General features: G+C 74.4%; 3 protein-coding genes (2 of these 3 running past the window's edge). All 3 read right to left on the minus strand.

Going from position 1 to position 18,253, the window contains the following annotated elements; translation table 11 throughout:
• Tightly spaced (each overlapping or abutting the next), the 3 genes in view from ACWD04_RS05535 to ACWD04_RS05545 form a layout consistent with a single transcriptional unit that may run on beyond the window.
• Window positions 1-10,082 carry the 5' portion of an SDR family NAD(P)-dependent oxidoreductase gene (locus tag ACWD04_RS05535; RefSeq protein WP_451128412.1) on the minus strand. It extends 9,367 nt beyond the left edge of the window, so 10,082 of the gene's 19,449 nt are visible here — the first part of the coding sequence; its start codon is at window positions 10,080-10,082; its stop codon lies beyond the left edge, outside the window.
• On the minus strand, window positions 10,082-14,806 hold the full coding sequence (locus ACWD04_RS05540) for an amino acid adenylation domain-containing protein (protein WP_451128414.1): 4,725 nt from the start codon (window positions 14,804-14,806) through the stop codon (window positions 10,082-10,084). The genes ACWD04_RS05535 and ACWD04_RS05540 overlap by 1 nt, the downstream gene beginning before the upstream one ends.
• A protein-coding gene (locus tag ACWD04_RS05545) for an SDR family NAD(P)-dependent oxidoreductase (protein ID WP_451128416.1) crosses the window boundary here: on the minus strand, window positions 14,803-18,253 show its 3' portion. Its footprint extends 9,653 nt past the window's final position; only the last 3,451 of its 13,104 coding nucleotides appear in the window; its start codon lies beyond the right edge, outside the window — the gene reads right to left on this strand; it ends in the stop codon at window positions 14,803-14,805. The genes ACWD04_RS05540 and ACWD04_RS05545 overlap by 4 nt, the downstream gene beginning before the upstream one ends.

An 18,253-nucleotide genomic window follows, 5' to 3' on the forward strand; every position in this document is an offset into this window, starting at 1 on the left:
TGGGCGAGCCGGCCGAGGTCGACGCCGGCTCCGCCTCCGACGCGTCCCGCGAGCTCGCGCAGGGTCGTGCCGCCGTGAACGGAGCCCGCCCCGGCGAGGTCGCCGAGGCCGATCAGCCGCACCATCGTGGCCGGGTCCAGGCCCAGTTCGTCGAAAGGCTCGTCCACCGCGGTGACGGGGACCCCGGTTGCGGCCGCGATGTCCTCGGGGCCGGTGCCGGTACCGGTGGAACCCAGCCAGGTCCGCAGGCCGGAGACGACACGGCGCAGGCCGTCCTCGTCCCGCGCGGAGAGGGGGAAGACGGCCGGTTCTCCCGCGGCAGCGGGCGGTGGGGCCGCGACCGGGTACTCCTCGATCACGAGGTGGGCGTTGGAGCCGCCCGCGCCGAATGCGCTGATGCCCGCGCGCAGGGGCCCGGGCCCCGTCCAGGGGGCGAGTTCGCGCTGCACCCGGAAGGGCACCGCGTTCCAGTCGACGGCCGGGTTGAGGGTGTCCGCGTGCAGGGAGGGCACCAGTTCACGGGCTTTCACCTGGAGCAGGACCTTGGTGAGGGCCGCGATGCCGGCCGCCGACTCCAGGTGGCCGACCGAGGACTTCACCGAGCCGAGTGCGACCGAGCCGGCCGGCAGATCGCCGAAGGCTCTGACGAGTCCGGCCACTTCGGCCGGGTCGCCCAGGGCGGTGCCGGTTCCGTGCGCCTCGACGTACGAGATCCCGTCGGCCGGTATGCCGGCCGTACGCAGGGCCTGGGTGATGACCTCGCCCTGGGCGCCGGGGCTGGGCACGGCGAATCCGCCCGTCTTGCCGCCGTGGTTGACCGAGCTGCCGAGGATCACGCCGAGGATGCGGTCCCCGTCGCGTTCGGCCGCCGCCAGCGGCTTGAGCAGGACGGCGCCGACGCCCTCGCCGGGCACCATGCCGTCGCCGTCCGCCGCGAAGCTGCGGCACCGGCCGCTGTCGCCGGTGAAGCCGCCCGCCGCCAGCTGCCGGTACTTGCGCGGGTGCGGGGCGAGGTTGACACCGCCGGCGAGCGCGTAGTCCGTGCGCCCGGCCGCCAGGGCCTCGCAGGCGAGGTGGATGGCCGTGAGGGAGGAGGAGCACATCGTGTCGATCGCCAGGCTCGGCCCGTTGAAGTCGAAGAAGTACGAGACCCGGTTGGCGATGGAGGCGTACCCCATGCCTCCGGCGAGGCCCCGTTCGTCCTCGAACAGCTGGTAGTGCCCGTACATGACACCCACGTACACGCCGACGCGGCTGCCCCGCAGGCGTGCCCGGGTGTACCCCGCGTCCTCCAGCGTGTGCCAGGAGGTCTGGAGAAACAGGCGCTCCTGGGGATCGGTCAGTTCGGCCTCGCGCAGGGACATCTGGAAGAAGCGGGGGTCGAACTCGTCGATGCCGTCGAGGAATCCGCCCCATCGCCCGGCCGGGCGGCCGTCCGCGTCGGCGGCGGACCGGTGGTCCCAGCGGTCGGCCGGAACCTCGCTGACGCAGTCGCGGCCCGAGCGCAGGTTCGCCCAGAAGGCGTCGAGGTCCCCGGCCTGGGGGTAGCGGCCGGCGATCCCGACGATCGCGACACGGTGATCGGCGCCCGCCACGGGCTCCGCCGGCCGCAGGCCCGCCGATGCGGAAGCCGGCCCGGACACCGCTTCGGAAGCCCTCCCGGGCACCGAAACGCTCGGCGCGGCGGGCGGTGCGGCAGGCTGGCCGGCCGGAGCGGGAACCAGCTCTCGCACCCGGTCCGCATGCCGTTCGACCAGGTAGTCGGCGACCTCGCGGACCGTCGGGTACTCGAACAGCAACGACACGGGCAACTCGCCCATGCCCTCCGCGAGGACGTCCACGATGAGGGGGACGGTCAGCGAGTCGACGCCGAAGTTCTCGTACGTCTCGTCCAGCCAGAGCCGTTCGCGAGGGATCTGGAGGATCTGCGCGAAGGCGTCCCTCACGTACGCGCGCGCGGCCTCCAGCAGTTCGTCGGTGTCCCCGCCCGACGGTGCCGGAGGCTTCGGCAGCTCCGCCGTGACCGGGTGTTCGGCCGGGGGTTCCGCCACGGCGGGAGCGGGCGCCGCGCCTTCCGGCGCCGTTTCCGCGACCACCACGTGCTGGCTCAGCCCCTCGTCCGCGGGCAGGGCCCGGCTGCGGGTGAAACCAGCGAGACGCAGGGCCTTTCGCCATCCCGGCGCGGAGAGCAACGGCGAGCCGGGCAGGCGGAGTCCGGCGTCCTCGTGCAGCCACCAGCCGTCCAGGAGGCCGAAGGTGAGCGTGGCAGTGAGGACGTTGCTGCTGGCCTCGTTGAGAACGAGCCGGCCACCGGGCCTCAGCAGCCGGGCCACGGCCCGCAGGGTGGCGAGCAGGTCGGCGGTCGCGTGGAGCACGTTGGCCGCCACGACCAGGTCGGCGCTGCCGGGCGCGAAGCCCTGGGCCTCGGGGTCGGCGGAGATGTCCAGCCGCTGGAAGCGGACATACGGATGCGTCTGGGCGAACCGCTGCTCGCCGTGCCGCAGGAAGGCGCGGGAGATGTCCGTGTAGACGTAGGTGACCTCCGTGTCCGAGGCGGCGAGGACGGGAAGGACGCTCGCGGTGGTGCCGCCGGTGCCCGCGCCGATCTCGATGACGGTGAGGGGGCCCTCGTGGCGGGGCAGCAGGTTTTGTACCGCTCCCACGACGAGTTCGTTGGCCCGGTCGACGACCGGGCTGCCCCGGTAGGCGCCCTCGACGAGGGCGCTGGAGCCGCCGGGGAACATCACGTCGGTGGCATGGACGCTGCCGCGCAGCACGCCGAAGAGGTTGCGCATGCACGGGCGGAGCAGCCGGTCGAAGCGGTTCAGCGCGGGCTTGCGCTCGCACAGGCCGACCAGGTCGCCCTCGGGGTCCTCGGAGGCCCGGCGCCCGGCGGCGAGGAGCGATCCGTCCCGGTCGTACAGGAAGCCGCACTCGGCCAGCTGGCGCAGCAGCTCGGTGAAGAGCCGCTGCTGTGCGGGGACCACGCGCAGCCGTTCCGCGAGCGCGGCGGGGCGCCAGCTCTCGGCGTCGCCGAGGAACACGCCTTCGCCCTGGAAGAGCGTCCACAGCCAGTCGCACATGATCTCGGTCAGCCGGGCGTCGTCGGCCTGTGTGAGCAGCCGGGCGACCGGAGGGAGTTGCGCCAGCGACGGCACCAGGGTGATGTCGTCGGAGGGCGTCCCGGGGTCCATGGGATCCGTGTCGTCCTCGTGGTCCGCGTCGGCGCTCCGGCGCGGCTGGGCCCCGACCGCGGCGAGTGCCGCCGCGTCGGCCTTGACCACGACGACCTGCCGGTCCTCGCGTCCGAGCACGGCGTGGACGGCGGCCATCCCCTCCTCCGGGGTGATCGAGTGGATTCCGGCGGCGGCGAGCCGGTCGCGGTGGCGCTCGTCGGCGACGATGCCGACGGTTCCCCAGTAACCCCAGTTGATGACGGCCACCCGGGCGCCGAGCACTCCGTCGAGGTGGTGGGCGAAGGCGTCCTCGAAGGTGGATCCGGCCGCGTAGTTGCCCTGGCCGGCGCTGCCGGACAGGGCCACCGCCGAGGAGAAGAAGAGGACGAAGTCCAGGTCCGCCGCGTCGCGCAGGGCGGCGTGCAGGGCGACCGAGGTGTGGGCCTTGGCGTCGAGGACCGAGCGGAAGGTCTCCTCCGTCATCGTGGCGACGGTCTGGTCGCGCAGGACGATGGTGGCGTGGAAGACCCCGTGCAGTGCGCCGTGCGTGGTCCTGGTCCACTCGACGGCCTCGCGCAGCGCGGCGGGGTCGGTCGCGTCGGCCCTGCGGTAGGAGACGAGGGTGCCGTCCGGGTCGATGGCACGCAGCCGTGCGCGGCGCTCGGCGTCCAGTTCGCTGCGGCCGAGCAGGACGACCTTGGCCCGGTGGCCCCGTACCAGCCACGCGCTGAGTTCCAGGCCGATGCCACCGGCCCCGCCGAGGATCAGGTAGGTGCCGTCCCGGCGGATCCCTTCGCGCGGGGGTGTCGCGGTGACCGGGACGAGGCGACGGTGGTGGAGCACGCCGCCGCGCAGGGCGTAGGGGCCTCCGGCGGGGGCGTCGAGGACGTCCGCGGCCGGGGCGTCGGCGGAGGACCGGTCGACGACGGCCACCTGCCAGCGGGGGTGCTCCTGGGCGAGCGACAGCGCGAGGCCGTGCAGACCGGCCGCGTACGGGTTGCCGACGGGCTCGCCCATCGTGGTGAGGGCGTCCTCGGTGATCACGGTGAGGCGGACCGCCGAGCGGGTCCCCTGGAGGACCTTGGCGAGCCTGAACAGGGCGAGGACGCCGCGCTCCTGGGCCGCTTCGAGCGCGTCGGTGTCGTCTGTCCGGGGTCCGGCGCCGGGGGCGAGGAGGATCACGTGGCCGGGCCGGCCGGTCGCGGTGGCGACACGGTCGTGGTCCATTTCGACGACGTCGCCGCCGAGGCGGGCGCGCAGGGCGGCTGCGAGAGGTGCGGTGTCCGGTCCGCGCACGAGCCAGGTGGCGCTCCCGGCCGGGAGCGGTTGCGGGGTCCGAACGGGTAGTTCGGTCCACCGCGGTACGAACATCAGGTCGTCCGCGGCGGCCGTCGCGGCGGCTGTGGCTCCGGCGGTGGCTACGGCCGGCCGCGAAGGCGCGACACCGGGCGCGGGCCTGAGCGACAGGTCGCGCAGCCGTACGCGGACGTGCCCTTCGGAGTCGGTCAGGGTCAGGTCGTAGCGGTCGGCGCCGATGGTGCGTACGTGGGCGTATCCGCGGTCCGTCACGGGGGCGTGGACCTCGGCCGCGGCGAGGGCGTAGGGGACCATCGCCGGGCCGTCGTCCCTGTCCCGGAGCACGGCGAAGGCGTGCAGCGCGCCGTCGACCGCGGAGGGGTGGAGGGCGCAGCCGGCGAACGGGGCGGCCTCGGCGGGGATCCGCAGGCGTACGAGCGCCTCGCCCTCGCCGGCCGCGATCCACTCGACGGCCCGCAAAGCGGGCCCGTAGAACAGTCCGGCTTGTGTGAGGTCGTCGTAGAGGTCGGTGCCCTCGTGCCGGCGGCCGAGGCGGCCCCGCACGGCATCGATGTCCAGGGTCTGCCCGGCCTGCTCGGACAGGGACTCCACCCGGCCCTCGGCCAGCAGTTCGCCGGAGTCCTCGCGCAGGTCGAACCGAGTGCCGGTGTCGGTCCGGCGCAGCCGCGTACGGGCGGTTCGCTCGGCGCCGGTCACGACGAAAGGCCGCAGCCAGCGGACGTGGGTCAGCCGCAGCCGCTCCCCCGTCCCGGCGGCCTCGGCGGCGGCCCGGGCCATCTCCAGTACGGCGGCGGCCGGCAGGAGTCGGGTGCCTCCCAGCCGGTGACCGCCGATGTAAGGGTGTTCGGGGCCGAAGGCGGTCCGGAAGGTGAGACCGTCCAGGCTCTCGGCCGCGTCCATCCCGTCCAGGAGCGGGTGCGGCGGACCCGCCGCGGGCCGCCCGGCGGGCGGCGACCAGATGGCATCGGTGAGCCAGCAGCGTAGTTCCTCGAAGGGGTATCCGGGCAGCGGTACGCGACTGCCGTCCGGCGTCGGCCAGGCGACCGGGGCTCCGGCAGCCCAGGCGGCGGCGATCTCCCCCGGGTCGGTGCTGGTGGGCGCGGCGGCCCGGGAGGAGGCGCGGCCTCGTGCGCTGCCGGTCCAGACGCCCGTCGTGTCCTCCCCCCGCAGCCGGGCCACCAGTTCGGTGAGGGTGGAGGCCTGCACGACCATGCGGTCCGCCCACTCCTCGCGTCCCCGCTGGAGGGTGAACGCCACATCGGCGGGGCGGGGTGCCGAGCCGTCCGCCAGGCCTCGTTCCAGGGCGTCCGCCAAGTGGGCTGCGAGCACCGGGAGTTGCTCGGGGACCCGGGTGGAGAGCGGGAACAGGTGGGGTCCCGAATCCGGTGCGGCGGCCGGCGGGGCGACGTACTCCTCCACCACGAGGTGGGCGTTGGCCCCGCCCGCGCCGAAGGAGCTGAGGCCCGCGCGCCGGGGTGCCCCGTTCGGCCGGGGCCAGGGGGCGAGGTCGCGCTGCACGCGCAGTGGCGTGGAGTCGAAGTCGATGTTCGGGTTCGGCGGGTCCGCGTGCAGCGACGGAACGAGCCGGCCGTGGCGCATCTGGAGCAGCACCTTGCACAGCCCGGCCATGCCGGAGGCCGATTCGAGGTGGCCGATGTTGGACTTGACCGAACCGATCGGCAGGCTGCGCGCGGGCAGGCCGGCCTCGGCCAGCGCGCGGGCCAGCCCGCGGATCTCGACGGGGTCGCCGAGGGCCGTGCCGGTGCCGTGCGCCTCCAGATAGCCGAGGGTGGCCGGGTCCACGCCCGCCTCGGCGAGTGCCTGCGCGACGAGTTCGCCCTGAGCGACGGGGTTGGGCACGGTGAAGCCGTTGGTGCGGCCACCGTGGTTGACGCTGGTCCCGCGGATGACGCCGTGGATGTGGTCGCCGTCGCGGACGGCGTCCGCCAGCGGCCTGAGCAGCACCGCGCCGACGCCCTCGCCTGGGACGTAGCCGTCGCCGTCGGCACCGAAGCTGCGGCAGCGGCCGTCGCTGGAGGTGAAGCCGCCCTGGCCCAGGAATCGGTACTTGTACGGGTGGACGTGCAGGTTGACGCCGCCCGCGACGGCCAGGTCGGTGTCCCCGGCGCGCAGGTCGCGGACGGCCAGGTGGATGGCTGTCAGCGAGGAGGAGCACATCGTGTCCACGCCCAGGCTGGGGCCGGTGAGGCCGAGGGTGTACGAGACACGGTTGGCGATGGAGGCGTGCGAGGAGGCACCGATCCGGCCGTCCTCGGCCTCGTGCAGCTGGTAGAGCCCGTACATCGCGCCGACGTACACACCGACGCGGTGGGAGCGCAGGTCGGCGCGGGTGCGTCCGGCGTTCTCCATGGCGTGCCAGGCGATCTGGAGGAAGAGCCGTTCCTGGGGGTCGACGATCTCCGCCTCGCGGGGCGAGACGCCGAAGAAGAGCGGGTCGAACATGTCGATGCCGCGCAGGAAGCTGCCCCAGCGGCTGTAGGGGGCCGCCCGGTCGGCGGGGGTCGCGCGGTCGTAGTCCCGCCAGTTCCAGCGGTCTGCCGGGATCTCGGTGATCAGGTCGCGGCCCGCCTCGAGGTGGTCCCAGAACTGTTCGAGGGTGTCCGACTCGGCGAAGCGGGCGGCGACACCGACGATGGCGATGGGCATCGGCCCGGAGGGGTCGGGAGTCACGGCGGCGGTGGGGAGCACCGCCGGTGCGTGGGTCACGGACTCCGCCGGGACGGGGGCCTCGGGCTCCGCCGCGACGGCCGCCGGGGACGCCGGCTCGGTCATCGGCCGCGGCGCGGGCGCCAGTTCCGCCAGGCGGGGGCCGTGGTGTTCGGTGAACCAGCCCGCGAGCGAGCGCAGGTCCTGGTATTCGAAGAACAACGTCTTCGGAAGCGATCCGAAGTACTCCTCCAGCCGGCGGGTCAGGTCCATGATCAGCAGCGAGTCGATACCGAAGCGCTCGAACGGCGCGTCGGTCTCCATCTCCCGCGCCGGCAGCTCGAAGACCTCCGCCAGCACCTCGCGCAGGAAGTCCTCGGCCGCGTCGGCGGCGACGGACGCCGGCTCCGTGGACGGGTCCGGCGACGTGGCGCGCGGGGCGTGGGCAGAGGGAGCGGCGGCCGGCGCGGGCACCGGCGCGTTCAGCACCTCGCGCAGCCGCGCCAGGGTGCCGTACGCCACCAGGACGTGGTCGCCGTCGTGCCCCAGCGCCTGGTCGAAGGCCTTGAGACCGGCGTCCGTCGGCATGGCCACCAGGCCGATCCGGCGGGCGGTCCGGTCGGCGGTGGCCTCGTCGGCTTCGACGCGTATGCCTCCGTCCGCCCACAGCGACCACAGCACGGAGAGGCTGCGGCCGGGGCGTCCGCTGCCCCGGCGCCAGGCCGTGAACGCGTCCAGGAACCGGTTGGCGTAGGCGTAGTCGGTCTGGCCGGGGCTCCCCGCGGCGCCGGACATCGAGGAGAAGGAGATGAAGAAGTCGAGGGGGTCGTCGGCGGTGGCCCGGTCCAGCTCGACGGTGCCGCGCACCTTGGGACCGAGCACGGCCGTGCTCCGCCGGTCGTTCCCGCCGATGAGCAGCGCGTCGTCGGTGGTCCCGGCGAGGTGCAGCACCCCGTGGAGCGGGCCGAAGGCGCCGTGGATCCGCTCGACGAGGTCCGCGGCGGCGCCAGGGGCGCCCAGGTCCGCGGGCAGGTAGTGGACGTCGAGCCCGGCGGCACGCAGTTCGGTGAGGTCGGCCCGTGCCGAACGGCCCGTCAGGACGTAGCGGGCGTCGCCTCCCAGATGCGTGAGGAGCCGGCGGCCCAGCGCGCCCGCGCCTCCGGTGACCAGCACGGTGCCGTGCGGTGCGAGAGGTGCCGGGGCGGGTGCCGGGGCGACGGGCTGCCAGCGCGGCACCTGCCTGCCCCCGGCCGTGTACCGGACGCGGAACTCGTGGTCGGCGCGCGCCTCGGACCCGACGACGGCGGCGAGGTCTGCCGTGCCCGCGTCGACGGCGGAGGCGAGGAACTGCGGGTCCTCGTTGGCGAGGGCTCGCGCGAAGCCGTCCAGGGCCTGGGCCCGCGCGTCCTCCACACCGCCGGACGTGCGGAACACGTGCAGCACGCGGACCGGACGGCGTACCGGCTGTGCCGCCCAGGAGCGGTACAGCCCGGTGAGGGCGGGCAGTGGGTCGCCGTCCGCGGTGTGCACGACGAGGAGTTCCCCGTCGCTGGGGAAGACGGAGTCCCCGGTGCCGCGTTCGGCTCCCGGGAAGCTCGCCCCGCCGAGCACCACCGTGCGTGCGGCCGGGCCCCCAGCCGGTGCCGGGGCGTCCTGCCAGCGCTGGACGAGCAGGTGCGCGGCTACGGTGCCGTCCAGCCGGGCGGCGCCGTCGACCGGCCGGGTGACCACGGCGCGCAGCCGTACGCGGACTCGGCCCTGGTCGTCGGCGAGGGCGACGTCGTGGCCGGCCGGGGTCCGGACGGCGTGCACGTGGCCCTGCTCCGGGAGCCGGCCGAGGATCTCGACGGCGTCCAGGGAGAAGGGCAGTTCCCGTGCGCGCGGGGCCAGGGGGTCCTCGTCGGTCCACAGACAGGACTGGAGCATCGCGTCGAGCAGGGACGGGTGGAGAGCGAAGTCGGAGAACGGAAGGTCCGCGGCCTCGGGTACGGCGACATGTGCGAGGACCTCGCCCGGCGCGGACCGTACGGAACGCAGGCCTTGGAGGCTGGGACCGTAGCCGCCGCCGAGCGCCGAGAAGACGTCGTAGCACTCCTGTGCGGTGGCCGTACGCGGCAGCCTGGCCCGGATCGCGTCCAGGTCGAGTCGCGGTTCCTCCGGGCGGGTTCCGAAGCGGAGGGTCCCGGTGGAGCAGAGTGTGCCGTCCGTGTCGTCGTCGGCCCGGCGAAGCTCGTAGGACACCCCGTCCGCCACCGGGACCAGATGCAGGCGTACGCGCACCGCTTTGTCCTCGACGAGCACGGGACGGGACCACAGCACGTTGTCGATGCCGGTGGCGCGGCCGTGGCCGCGCTGTTCGGCGGCCGCCACGGCGAATTCGAGGGCGGCCACGGCGGGCAGGATCCGGATTCCGCCCAGGGCGTGGTCGCGGAGGTAGAACTCGTCGCCGGTCAGTAGCCGCTCCGACGGCCCGTCCGCCAGGGCGGCGGGGGGCTTGATCCAGTAGCGGCGGGTCGGCCGGGCAGGTCTCGGCAGCGAGAGCCGTGCGGGCCGGTCCCCGGGGGGCTCGGGCAGGACGATCTCGTGGCCCTCGACCCACAGACGGGCGGCCTCGGCCAGGTCCTCGGTGGTGACGGGCCGCTCGTCGTCGCCGGAGGGCCTGGCCGCCGCGGTGCCGGTGGCGACGCCGTTCCCGTCGCGCAGGCGCGCGGCGAGTTCGGCGATGCTCTCCACGACGACGGCGAGCCGGTCCCGCAGTGGCTCCCGGCCGACACGCAGGGTGTGCGCGACGCCGTCAAGGGAGGCCGAGGGGTGCTCCTCCAGCCAGGCGCACAGTTCGGCCCGGTATCCGTCGAGCTGTTCGGGGCCGTCGGCGGACAGCACGACCAGTCGGGCGGTCCTGTCCTCGGTGGTGCCGCTCATCAACGCCGTCCCGCCTCTTCGACTACCACGTGCACGTTGCTGCCTCCCATACCGAACGAGCTGACGCCGACCCGTGCCGGACTCCCCTCAGCTGTTTCCCATGTCTGTGCTGTCGCCTGGATCCGGAACGGACTGCCCGCCAGGTCGAGCATCGGGTTCGGCGTCCGCAGGTCCACCAGGCCGGGGAGGGTGCGGTGACGCATCGCCAGCAGGACCTTCACGACGCCGGCCACGCCCGCCGCGGCCTCCAGGTGGCCGATGTTCGTCTTGACCGACCCGAGGCCGGTGCGCCCGGGAACGACCGGGGTTCCCCAGTCGGTGTAGAGACGGTCGAACGCCTCCTTCAGGGCGTCGACCTCGATCGGATCGCCGAGCGGGGTCCCGGTGCCGTGCGCCTCGATGTAGTCGATCGTGTCGGGCGCCACCGCGGCCGCCCGGTGCGCCGCGAGCACGACGTCGCGCTGTGCCTGCGGGTTGGGGACCGTGAGCGAGTGCGTCTGCCCGCCGTGGTTCTCCGCCGAGCCGATCAGCACGCCGTGCACCGGATCCCCGTCCGCCAGGGCCCGGTCCAGGAGTTTCAGAGCCAGGAGCACCACGCCCTCGCCCCTGCCGTAGCCGTCCGCACGTTCGTCGAAGGTCTTGCAGCGGCCGTCCGGGCTGAGCATCCCGGCGCGGCGCAGGCCGGTGAACCCGTGCGGGGACAGCAGGAGGTTGGCCCCGCCGGCCAGGGCCAGTTCGCAGTCGCCCTGCTGGAGGGCGCGGGCCGCGCGGTGGACGGCGACGAGCGAGCTGGAGCAGGCGGTGTCGAAGACGGAACAGGGGCCGTGCAGGTCGAACACGTAGGAGATGCGGTTCGCCGCGATGGAGGGGACGTTGCCGATCAGGAAGTGGTCCCCCATCTCCGGCGAGCCGGGGCCGAGCAGGCTGAGGTAGTCCGTACCGCTGAGTCCGACGAACACCCCCGTCCGGCTGCCGCCGAGCGCCGCCGGGATCTGGCCGGAGTCGAGCACGGCCTCGTGCGCGGCGTGCAGCAGCAGGCGCTGCTGGGGGTCCATCTGCGCCGCCTCCCGGGGCGAGACGCGGAAGAGTCCGGCGTCGAAGGCGTCCACGTCGTCGACGAAGGAACCGCGCAGTCCCTGAGGGAACACCCGTGCGGAGAAGCCCCGTTCCATCGGGTACGGGCGGGTGAGGTCACGTCCGGCGGCGAGGTGCTGCCAGAACTGTTCCAGATCGGCGGAGGAGGGAAGTCGTCCGCCGATGCCCACGACGGCCACCGGCGGGTATCCGCGCGGCGCGGCGGCCGGAGCGGCGTCAGCCGGGCGGGCCGGGCCGGGTGCGGTCCTGGAGGCGGTCCGCCGCCCCGCCGCGGCGAACACCTCCGGGTGGGTGGTGCTCAGGTGGGCGGCCAGCGAGGTGAGGTCCGGCCGGGCGTAGAAGACGGTCGGGCGCACGGTGATGCCGAACCGTTCGCGCAGCGCCACCGCGAGGCGGGTGAAGCCGATGGAGTCGAACCCCACCTCGCCGAGCGGCCGGTCGAGCGGGATCTCCTCCGCCGGCAGCCCGGCGATGTCGGCGGCGCTCTGCCGCAGCCGGGCCGCCAGCCCACCGTGACCGGTGGGCCCGGTCCCGCGGTCCGGTTCGCCTTCCGCGGCCTCCTCCGCCGCGGTGGTGAGGTCCCCGTGGCCGAAGCGGCGTACGAGTTCCCCGATAGGGAGTTCCACCAGCGGACCGGTGTCCACCTTGGCGTTGGGCGTCAGCGGGAGACGGGCGAGCGCGATCGTGCGGGAGGGGACCATGTAGTCGGGCAGCCAGTTCCGGACTCGGTCGGCCGCGGCCTCCGCGGCCTTCGGCGCGGCCGTCACGAAGGCCACCAGGCGCGGCTGACCCGGCAGGTCCTCGCGCAGCGCCACCCGCGCTTCGCCGATGCCACCATCGGCGCCCGCCTCGCCCGCGCGCCGGAGGGCGGCCTCGATCTCGCCGAGCTCGATGCGGTGGCCGCGCAGCTTCACCTGCCGGTCGGCGCGCCCCAGGAGCACCATGTCGCCCCCTGCCGACCATCGGGCCAGGTCGCCGGTGCGGTACAGCCGTTCCCCGGACGCCGAGTCCCGGACGAAGCGTTCTTCGGTGAGTTGCGGCTTGCCCCGGTAGCCGCGGGCGACGCCGTCGCCGCCGATGAGCAGTTCGCCGACCGCGCCGAAGGGTACGGGGCTCCCGTCGGGACCGGCGGTGCGGAAGGTGGTGTTGGCGAGCGGGGTGCCCACAGTGACGGGCCCTCCCCGCCGCACCCGCTGCGCGGAGGACCAGATGGTCGTCTCGGTCGGCCCGTACATGTTCCACAGCTCGTCGCAATGGTCCAGCAGCCGGTCCGCGAGTCCGGGAGTGAGCGCCTCGCCGCCGCAGAGCAGCCTGCCCACCCGGCCGGTCCAGCCCGCGTGCAGCAGCATCTCCCAGGTGGCGGGGGTGGCCTGCACGACCGTCGCGCCCGCCGTGCCGATCAGCTCGGCCAGTGCCGGCCCGTCCCGGACCACGTCCTCGGGCGCGATGTGGACGGTGGCACCACGGGTCAGCGGCAGCAGCAGTTCCAGACCCGATATGTCGAACCCCGCAGTGGTGACGGCCAGCAGGATGTCGTCCTCGGCGCAGCCGGGCCGTTCGGCCGTCGCGGCCAGCAGGTTGACCAGATTGCCGTGGCAGACCTCGACACCCTTGGGTTCCCCCGTGGACCCGGAGGTGTAGAGCACATACGCGAGGTCGCCGTCCCGGCGGGCGACCGGGGGCACGGTCCGCTCCTCGGATTGCAGGCCGGTCAAGGGGATGCGCACGCCGGGCGCGTCCCCGGGCAGCCGTTCGGCCAGGTGCGGGTCGACGATCATCGCCGCCGGCGCCGCGTCCGCGGCGATATGGGCGAGCCGGGCCGCCGGGAAGCCCGGGTCGAGGGGAACGTACGCGGCCCCCGCGGCCTGGACCGCGAGCAGGGCCACGACGAGCGCGGCCCTGCGGCCGACGAAAACCCCGACGACGTCACCCCGGCGCACCCCCTGCTCGGTGAGGATCCGGGTGAGGGCGTGGACCTGTCCGGCGAGTTCCGCGTAGGTCAGCGGTCCCGACGTGTCGACCACGGCGGTGCGCCCGGGGGTGCTCCGTGCGTGGGCCAGCACCAGGTCGGCGGCGGTGACGTCGCGCGGCCGTTCGGTGCGGGTGGCGTTGGCGCGCTCGACCGTACGCCGTTCCGCGGGGGTGGCGGGGTCGAGGTCCCCGACGCGTGCGGAGGGATCCGCCGTCACCGCGTCCAGCAGCAGCCGGTAGTGCTCGGCCAGCCGTTCGACGGTGGAGCGGTCGAACAGCTCCGGATCGTACTTCAGGTAGAGGAGCGCGCCGGTGTCTCGCACGACGACCTCGACGACGAGGTCGTTCTCGCCCTCCTGGGTCAATTCGAGCGCGTCCCGGAAGAGGGTCTGCCCGACCGCCATGTCCTGGTCGCCGCCGACGCCCTGCTGCAGGTAGAAGCCGATGTCGAAGCCGGCCCCGGCGTCGGTCGTGCGGCGCAGGTCGTCGACGACGGACGCGAACGGGTACGCACCGTGCTCGTCGGCCTCCGCCATGCGGCTGCCGACTTCGGCCATGAGCCCGGCGAAGCTGTGGCCGGGGTCGCAGTCCACCCGCAGGACCACTGGGTTGATCAGGTAGCCGACGGTGCGGTCGAAGCGCTGGGCGGGACGGCCGTCCGTGGGCACCATCACGCTGAGGTCCCGATGCCCGGAGTGGCGGTGCAGCAGCGCGAGGAACGCGCCGAGCACGACGCTGAAGGGAGTCAGTCCCCCCTGGCGTGCGGTGTCCTGAACGGCGGCCCAGGTGGAGTGCGGGAGCCGCAGCTGCACCATCTCCCCCCGGACGTGCGAGGCGGGGCCGCCGCGCCTGCGGTCGGCGAGCGCCTCCAGCACCGGCGCGGTGGAGGCACCGGTCAGGCGGTCGAGCCACCACCGGCGGTGCCCCTCGGCCTCCGGGGCGGCGAGCATGGCCCGCTGCCAGTCCACGAACTCGGCATAGGACGCGGCCGGTTCGACGGGAGGTAGCTCTCGGCCGGCGGCCAGCGCGTCGTAGCAGGCGACGATGTCGCGCAGCAGGAGGTGGCTGGAGACCCCGTCGGTGATCAGGTGGTGGAACACCAGGAGCAGCAGGGTGGTCCCGCCGGGCGCGGCGACGAGCCACATCCGGTACAGCGGGTCCTGCTCCAGGTCGAACGGGGCCCGCACCAGGTTGCGTACGCGGGCGGCGAACTCCCCGTCCGTCACGTGGCCGAGGTCCAGCCGGGTCACCTCACAGGTCCGGTGGGTGACCTCCTGCACCGGTCCGGCGGCGTCCAGGCGTACGGAGACACCCAGTTCGGGGTGGCGGCGCACGGTCGCGGCCAGTGCCTCGGCGAGCCGGTCCTCCTCGACGCCCTCGCCGAGCCGGAGACCCAGGGGCAGGTTGTACGAGAGGGTCTGCGGATCGTCGGCGTGCAGGGCCCACAGGGCGGCCTGCCCGCGGCTGAGCGCGTAGGGCCCACGGGGCGCCGGGGCGCCGCAGGCCGCCGCGGGTGCGGCTGCCGGGGGTGCGGCTGCCGGGGGTGCGGCTGCCGGGGGTGCGGGGTCGACGAGGCCCCGTACCAGCAGTTCGGCCACCTCGCCGGACACCTTGCCGGCGGCGATCGCCGTCAGCAGTTCACGCAGATCGGTGCTCATCGGCCCCTCCCTCCTTCGAGTACGGCCAGCGCGTCGTCCACGCGGACGGTTCCGTCACGCAGCCCCGCCAGCAGGGCGGCCACGCTGTCGGCCGCCGGAGCGGCGGCGGGAGCCGGATCCGGCTCCCGGGGCGCGGGCAGTGGCCCGTACGTCTCGAACACGGCGCGGGACACCGCCCGTACCGTCTGGGCCACCCCGAACATCCGGGCCGGTACCTCCACTTGGTAGTCAGCGCCGAGGCGGCGGGCGAGCCGGCGCAGGCCGAGCGAGTCCACCCCGGCGTCCGAGAGCACCCGGTCCAGGGAAAGACGGTCGGGCCGCATGCCCAGGTGCGCCGCCAGCAGCGCGCGAACGTGCGTACGGACCGCGCCCTCCGCGCCCCCGGCCTCGTCATCTGCGGGGTCCCCGGCCGTCACCGGCCGTGGGTGGGCGGCTGTTCCGGCAGGGGGGGCGGTCTCCGCCACGGATACGGGTGCGGCACCGGTCCCCGGCCCGGCCTCGGCTCCGGCTGCCGGCTCGGCCCCGGCGACCAGGCCCGTCTCGGTGGCCTGGACCGTGTCGAAGCGCGCTCCGGGCGTCAGCCAGTAGCTCTCCCGCGCGAACGGGTAGGCGGGCGCGGGCACCCGCCGGGGCGCCGTGCCCGGCCACACCTGCGCCCAGTCGACCTGAGCGCCGACCGCCCACAGCCGGGCGACCTTGTCCAGCCGGCCGGCGTCCACCACGGACTGCAGGTACCGCCGGCCCTCGGGCCCGTCCAGCAGCAGGGCGACGGTGGCGTCCTTGCCGTCCCCGGCGAACACCCCCGGGACGGGGCCGTCCGTCTGCCAGGCCTCCAGGGCCGCCGCGAGTGCGCGCGGCGAGTCGGCGACGACGGCGAGGCGCTCGGCGAAGACATCACGGCCGGTGCGCAACGTGTGGGCAAGGGCGTCGGGGTCGACGTCCTCGTGGGCCGCGGCCCAGCGGGCCAGGCGCCCGGCGTAGGCGCGCAGCCGCTCCGGGGTCTTCGCCGACAGGACGAACAGCCGCTCCCCCGGCGTCGGGAGGACCGGCGTCTGCCGGTACTCCTCCACCACCAGGTGCGCGTTTACCCCGCCGAGGCCGAAGGAGCTCACTCCCGCCCGTAGCGGGGCTTCGGCCCCGTCCGGCGTCCGGACCCGTCGCCAGGGCTCGTTCCCGGCCGGCAGACGCAGCGGGCTGCCGTCGAGCCGCAGGTACGGGTTGAGCGTCTCCAGGTGGACGTTGCCGGGGATGACGCCGTGCCGCATCGCGAGCAGCGTCTTGATCAGGCCCGTGACGCCCGCGGCCGCCTCCAGATGGCCGGTGTTGGTCTTCACCGCACCCAGGACCACGTGCGCCGGCCCGGGGGTGGCGCCGTGATCGGCGTACAGCTCCGCGAACGCCGACTTCAGGCCCTCGACCTCGACGGGGTCACCGAGTTCGGTACCCGTGCCGTGCGTCTCGACGTACGTGACGGTCCGCGGGTCCACCCCCGCGCGGCGGTGCGCCTTGACGATGCAGGCGGCCTGCGCGTCGGGGTTCGGGGCGGTCAGCGAGTTGGTGCGGCCCCCGTGGTTGACGGCGCTGCCCCGCAGGACACCGTGGATGACGTCGCCGTCGGCGACGGCCGCGTCGAGGCGCTTGAGCACCACCAAACCCACGCCCTCGGCGCGCACGATGCCGTTGGCGCGCGCGTCGAAGGTGCGGCAGCGGCCGTCCGGGCTGAGCATGTCGGCCTGGCTCATGTCCACGAACAGCGTCGGTGAGGCGATGACGTTCACGCCTCCCGCGAGCGCGACCTCGCAATCGCCGCTGCGGATCGCCTCGGCCGCCCGGTGGACGGCGACGAGGGAGGAGGAGCAGGCGGTGTCGATGGTCTCGCTGGGGCCGTGCAGGTCCAGCAGGTACGAGACCCGGTTCGACATGATCGCGTGGGCCCTGCCCACGGTGCTGTAGCCGTCGAGCGGGACGCCGAGGGCGTGCTGGAGCTCGAAGTAGTCGTAGGTGCTGCTGCCGATGAACACGCCCGTGTCGGAGCCCGCCAGTGCGGACGGCCGGATGCCGGCGTTCTCCATCGCGGTCCAGGCCGCCTCCAGCACGAGGCGGTGCTGCGGGTCCATCGCCACGGCCTCGTGGGGCGAGATGCCGAAGAACTGCGGGTCGAACAGGTCGGCCCGGCGCATGAATCCTCCCCACTTCGCCGTCGTGCGGAATTCACCGGGCTGCGGCTCCCCGTGCAGGCGGCGCCAGTCCCAGCGGTCGGCGGGTATCTCGCCGACCAGGTCGTCGCCCGCCCTCAGGTGCTCCCAGAACTCATCGATGTCGTCGGAGCCGGGCAGCACACCGGCCATCCCGACGACGGCTACGGCGATGGCTCCGGGCTCGCCGGGAGCGGCCGGCGGGGCGGTGGCCGGGGAGACGGTGACCACCGCCTGAAGGCCCGGGGCGACGGCTGCCGCGGCCTGCGGGGGTACGGGCCCGGGTGCGGCGGTCCGTTCGGATGCCGGGGCCTCGGGCACGGCGCTCGCGCTCCAGTGCCCCGCGAGCGCGTCCGAGTGGTGCCGAAGGATCTTGTCGATGAGGTCGTCGGCGGTGGCCACCCCGAAGAACGTGGCCGGGGTCAGATCGAGGTCCCAGCGCGCGTTCATGCGGTGGCTCAGCCTCGTGTACGTGATGGAGTCGAAGCCGAAGCGGCTGAGCAGATCGTCCGGGGCGAGTTCGTCGGGCCGGATGCCGGCCACCTCGCGCAGGAAGGCCAGCATCTCGTCCACCGCTGCCGCCCGCCACGAGGCCACGGCCCCGGACGCCGCCGCGGGCCCCGCCTCGCCCTCGTCTGCGGACTGCAAGAGCGCGTCCGCACCGGTCGCCGGGACACCGATCCCGGCGAGGAACTCGTCCGTTCCCGAGACCACCGCCACCTGAACCTCCTGTCGGCCGAGCACCTGGCTCAGCGCTTCGAATCCCGCCTCCGGCGAAAGCGGGTGGACCCCTGCCGCGGCCAGTCGGCCGCGGTGGCGCTCGGTGAGCGCGGATCCCGCCCAGGCACCCCAGTTCACGACCCGGACGGGGTAGGGCAGCCGTGCCGCGAGCGCGCGCCCGATGGCGTCCTGGGCAGTGCACCCGGCCGCGTAGGCGCTCTGTCCGGGGTTGCCCAGGAAGGACTGGACCGAGGAGAACAGCGCCAGGAAGTCCAGCGGCCGGTCTCCCAGCGCGTCCGCGAGCGCCTCTGTGGTGCGGCTCTTCGCCGCCATGCCCCGCAGGAACCACTCCTCGTCCATGGCCGCCAGCGACCGGTCGCTCGGTACGGTCACCGAGTGCAGGACCCCGTGGACGACGCCCACCCGGTCGAGGACGGCTCGTAGCCGCTCCGGGTCCGCGGCGTCCGCCCGGTGCACCTCCACCCTGGTGCCCGAGGGGTCGACGGCCCTGATCCGGGCCGCCCTCTCGGCA

This window comes from Streptomyces sp. NPDC002911, from assembly GCF_053591835.1.

Coding starts and splice junctions, on each gene's coding strand:
- ACWD04_RS05540 (WP_451128414.1), bottom strand. CDS start 14,806: ATGAGCACCGATCTGCGTGAACTGCTGACGGCGATCGCCGCCGGCAAG.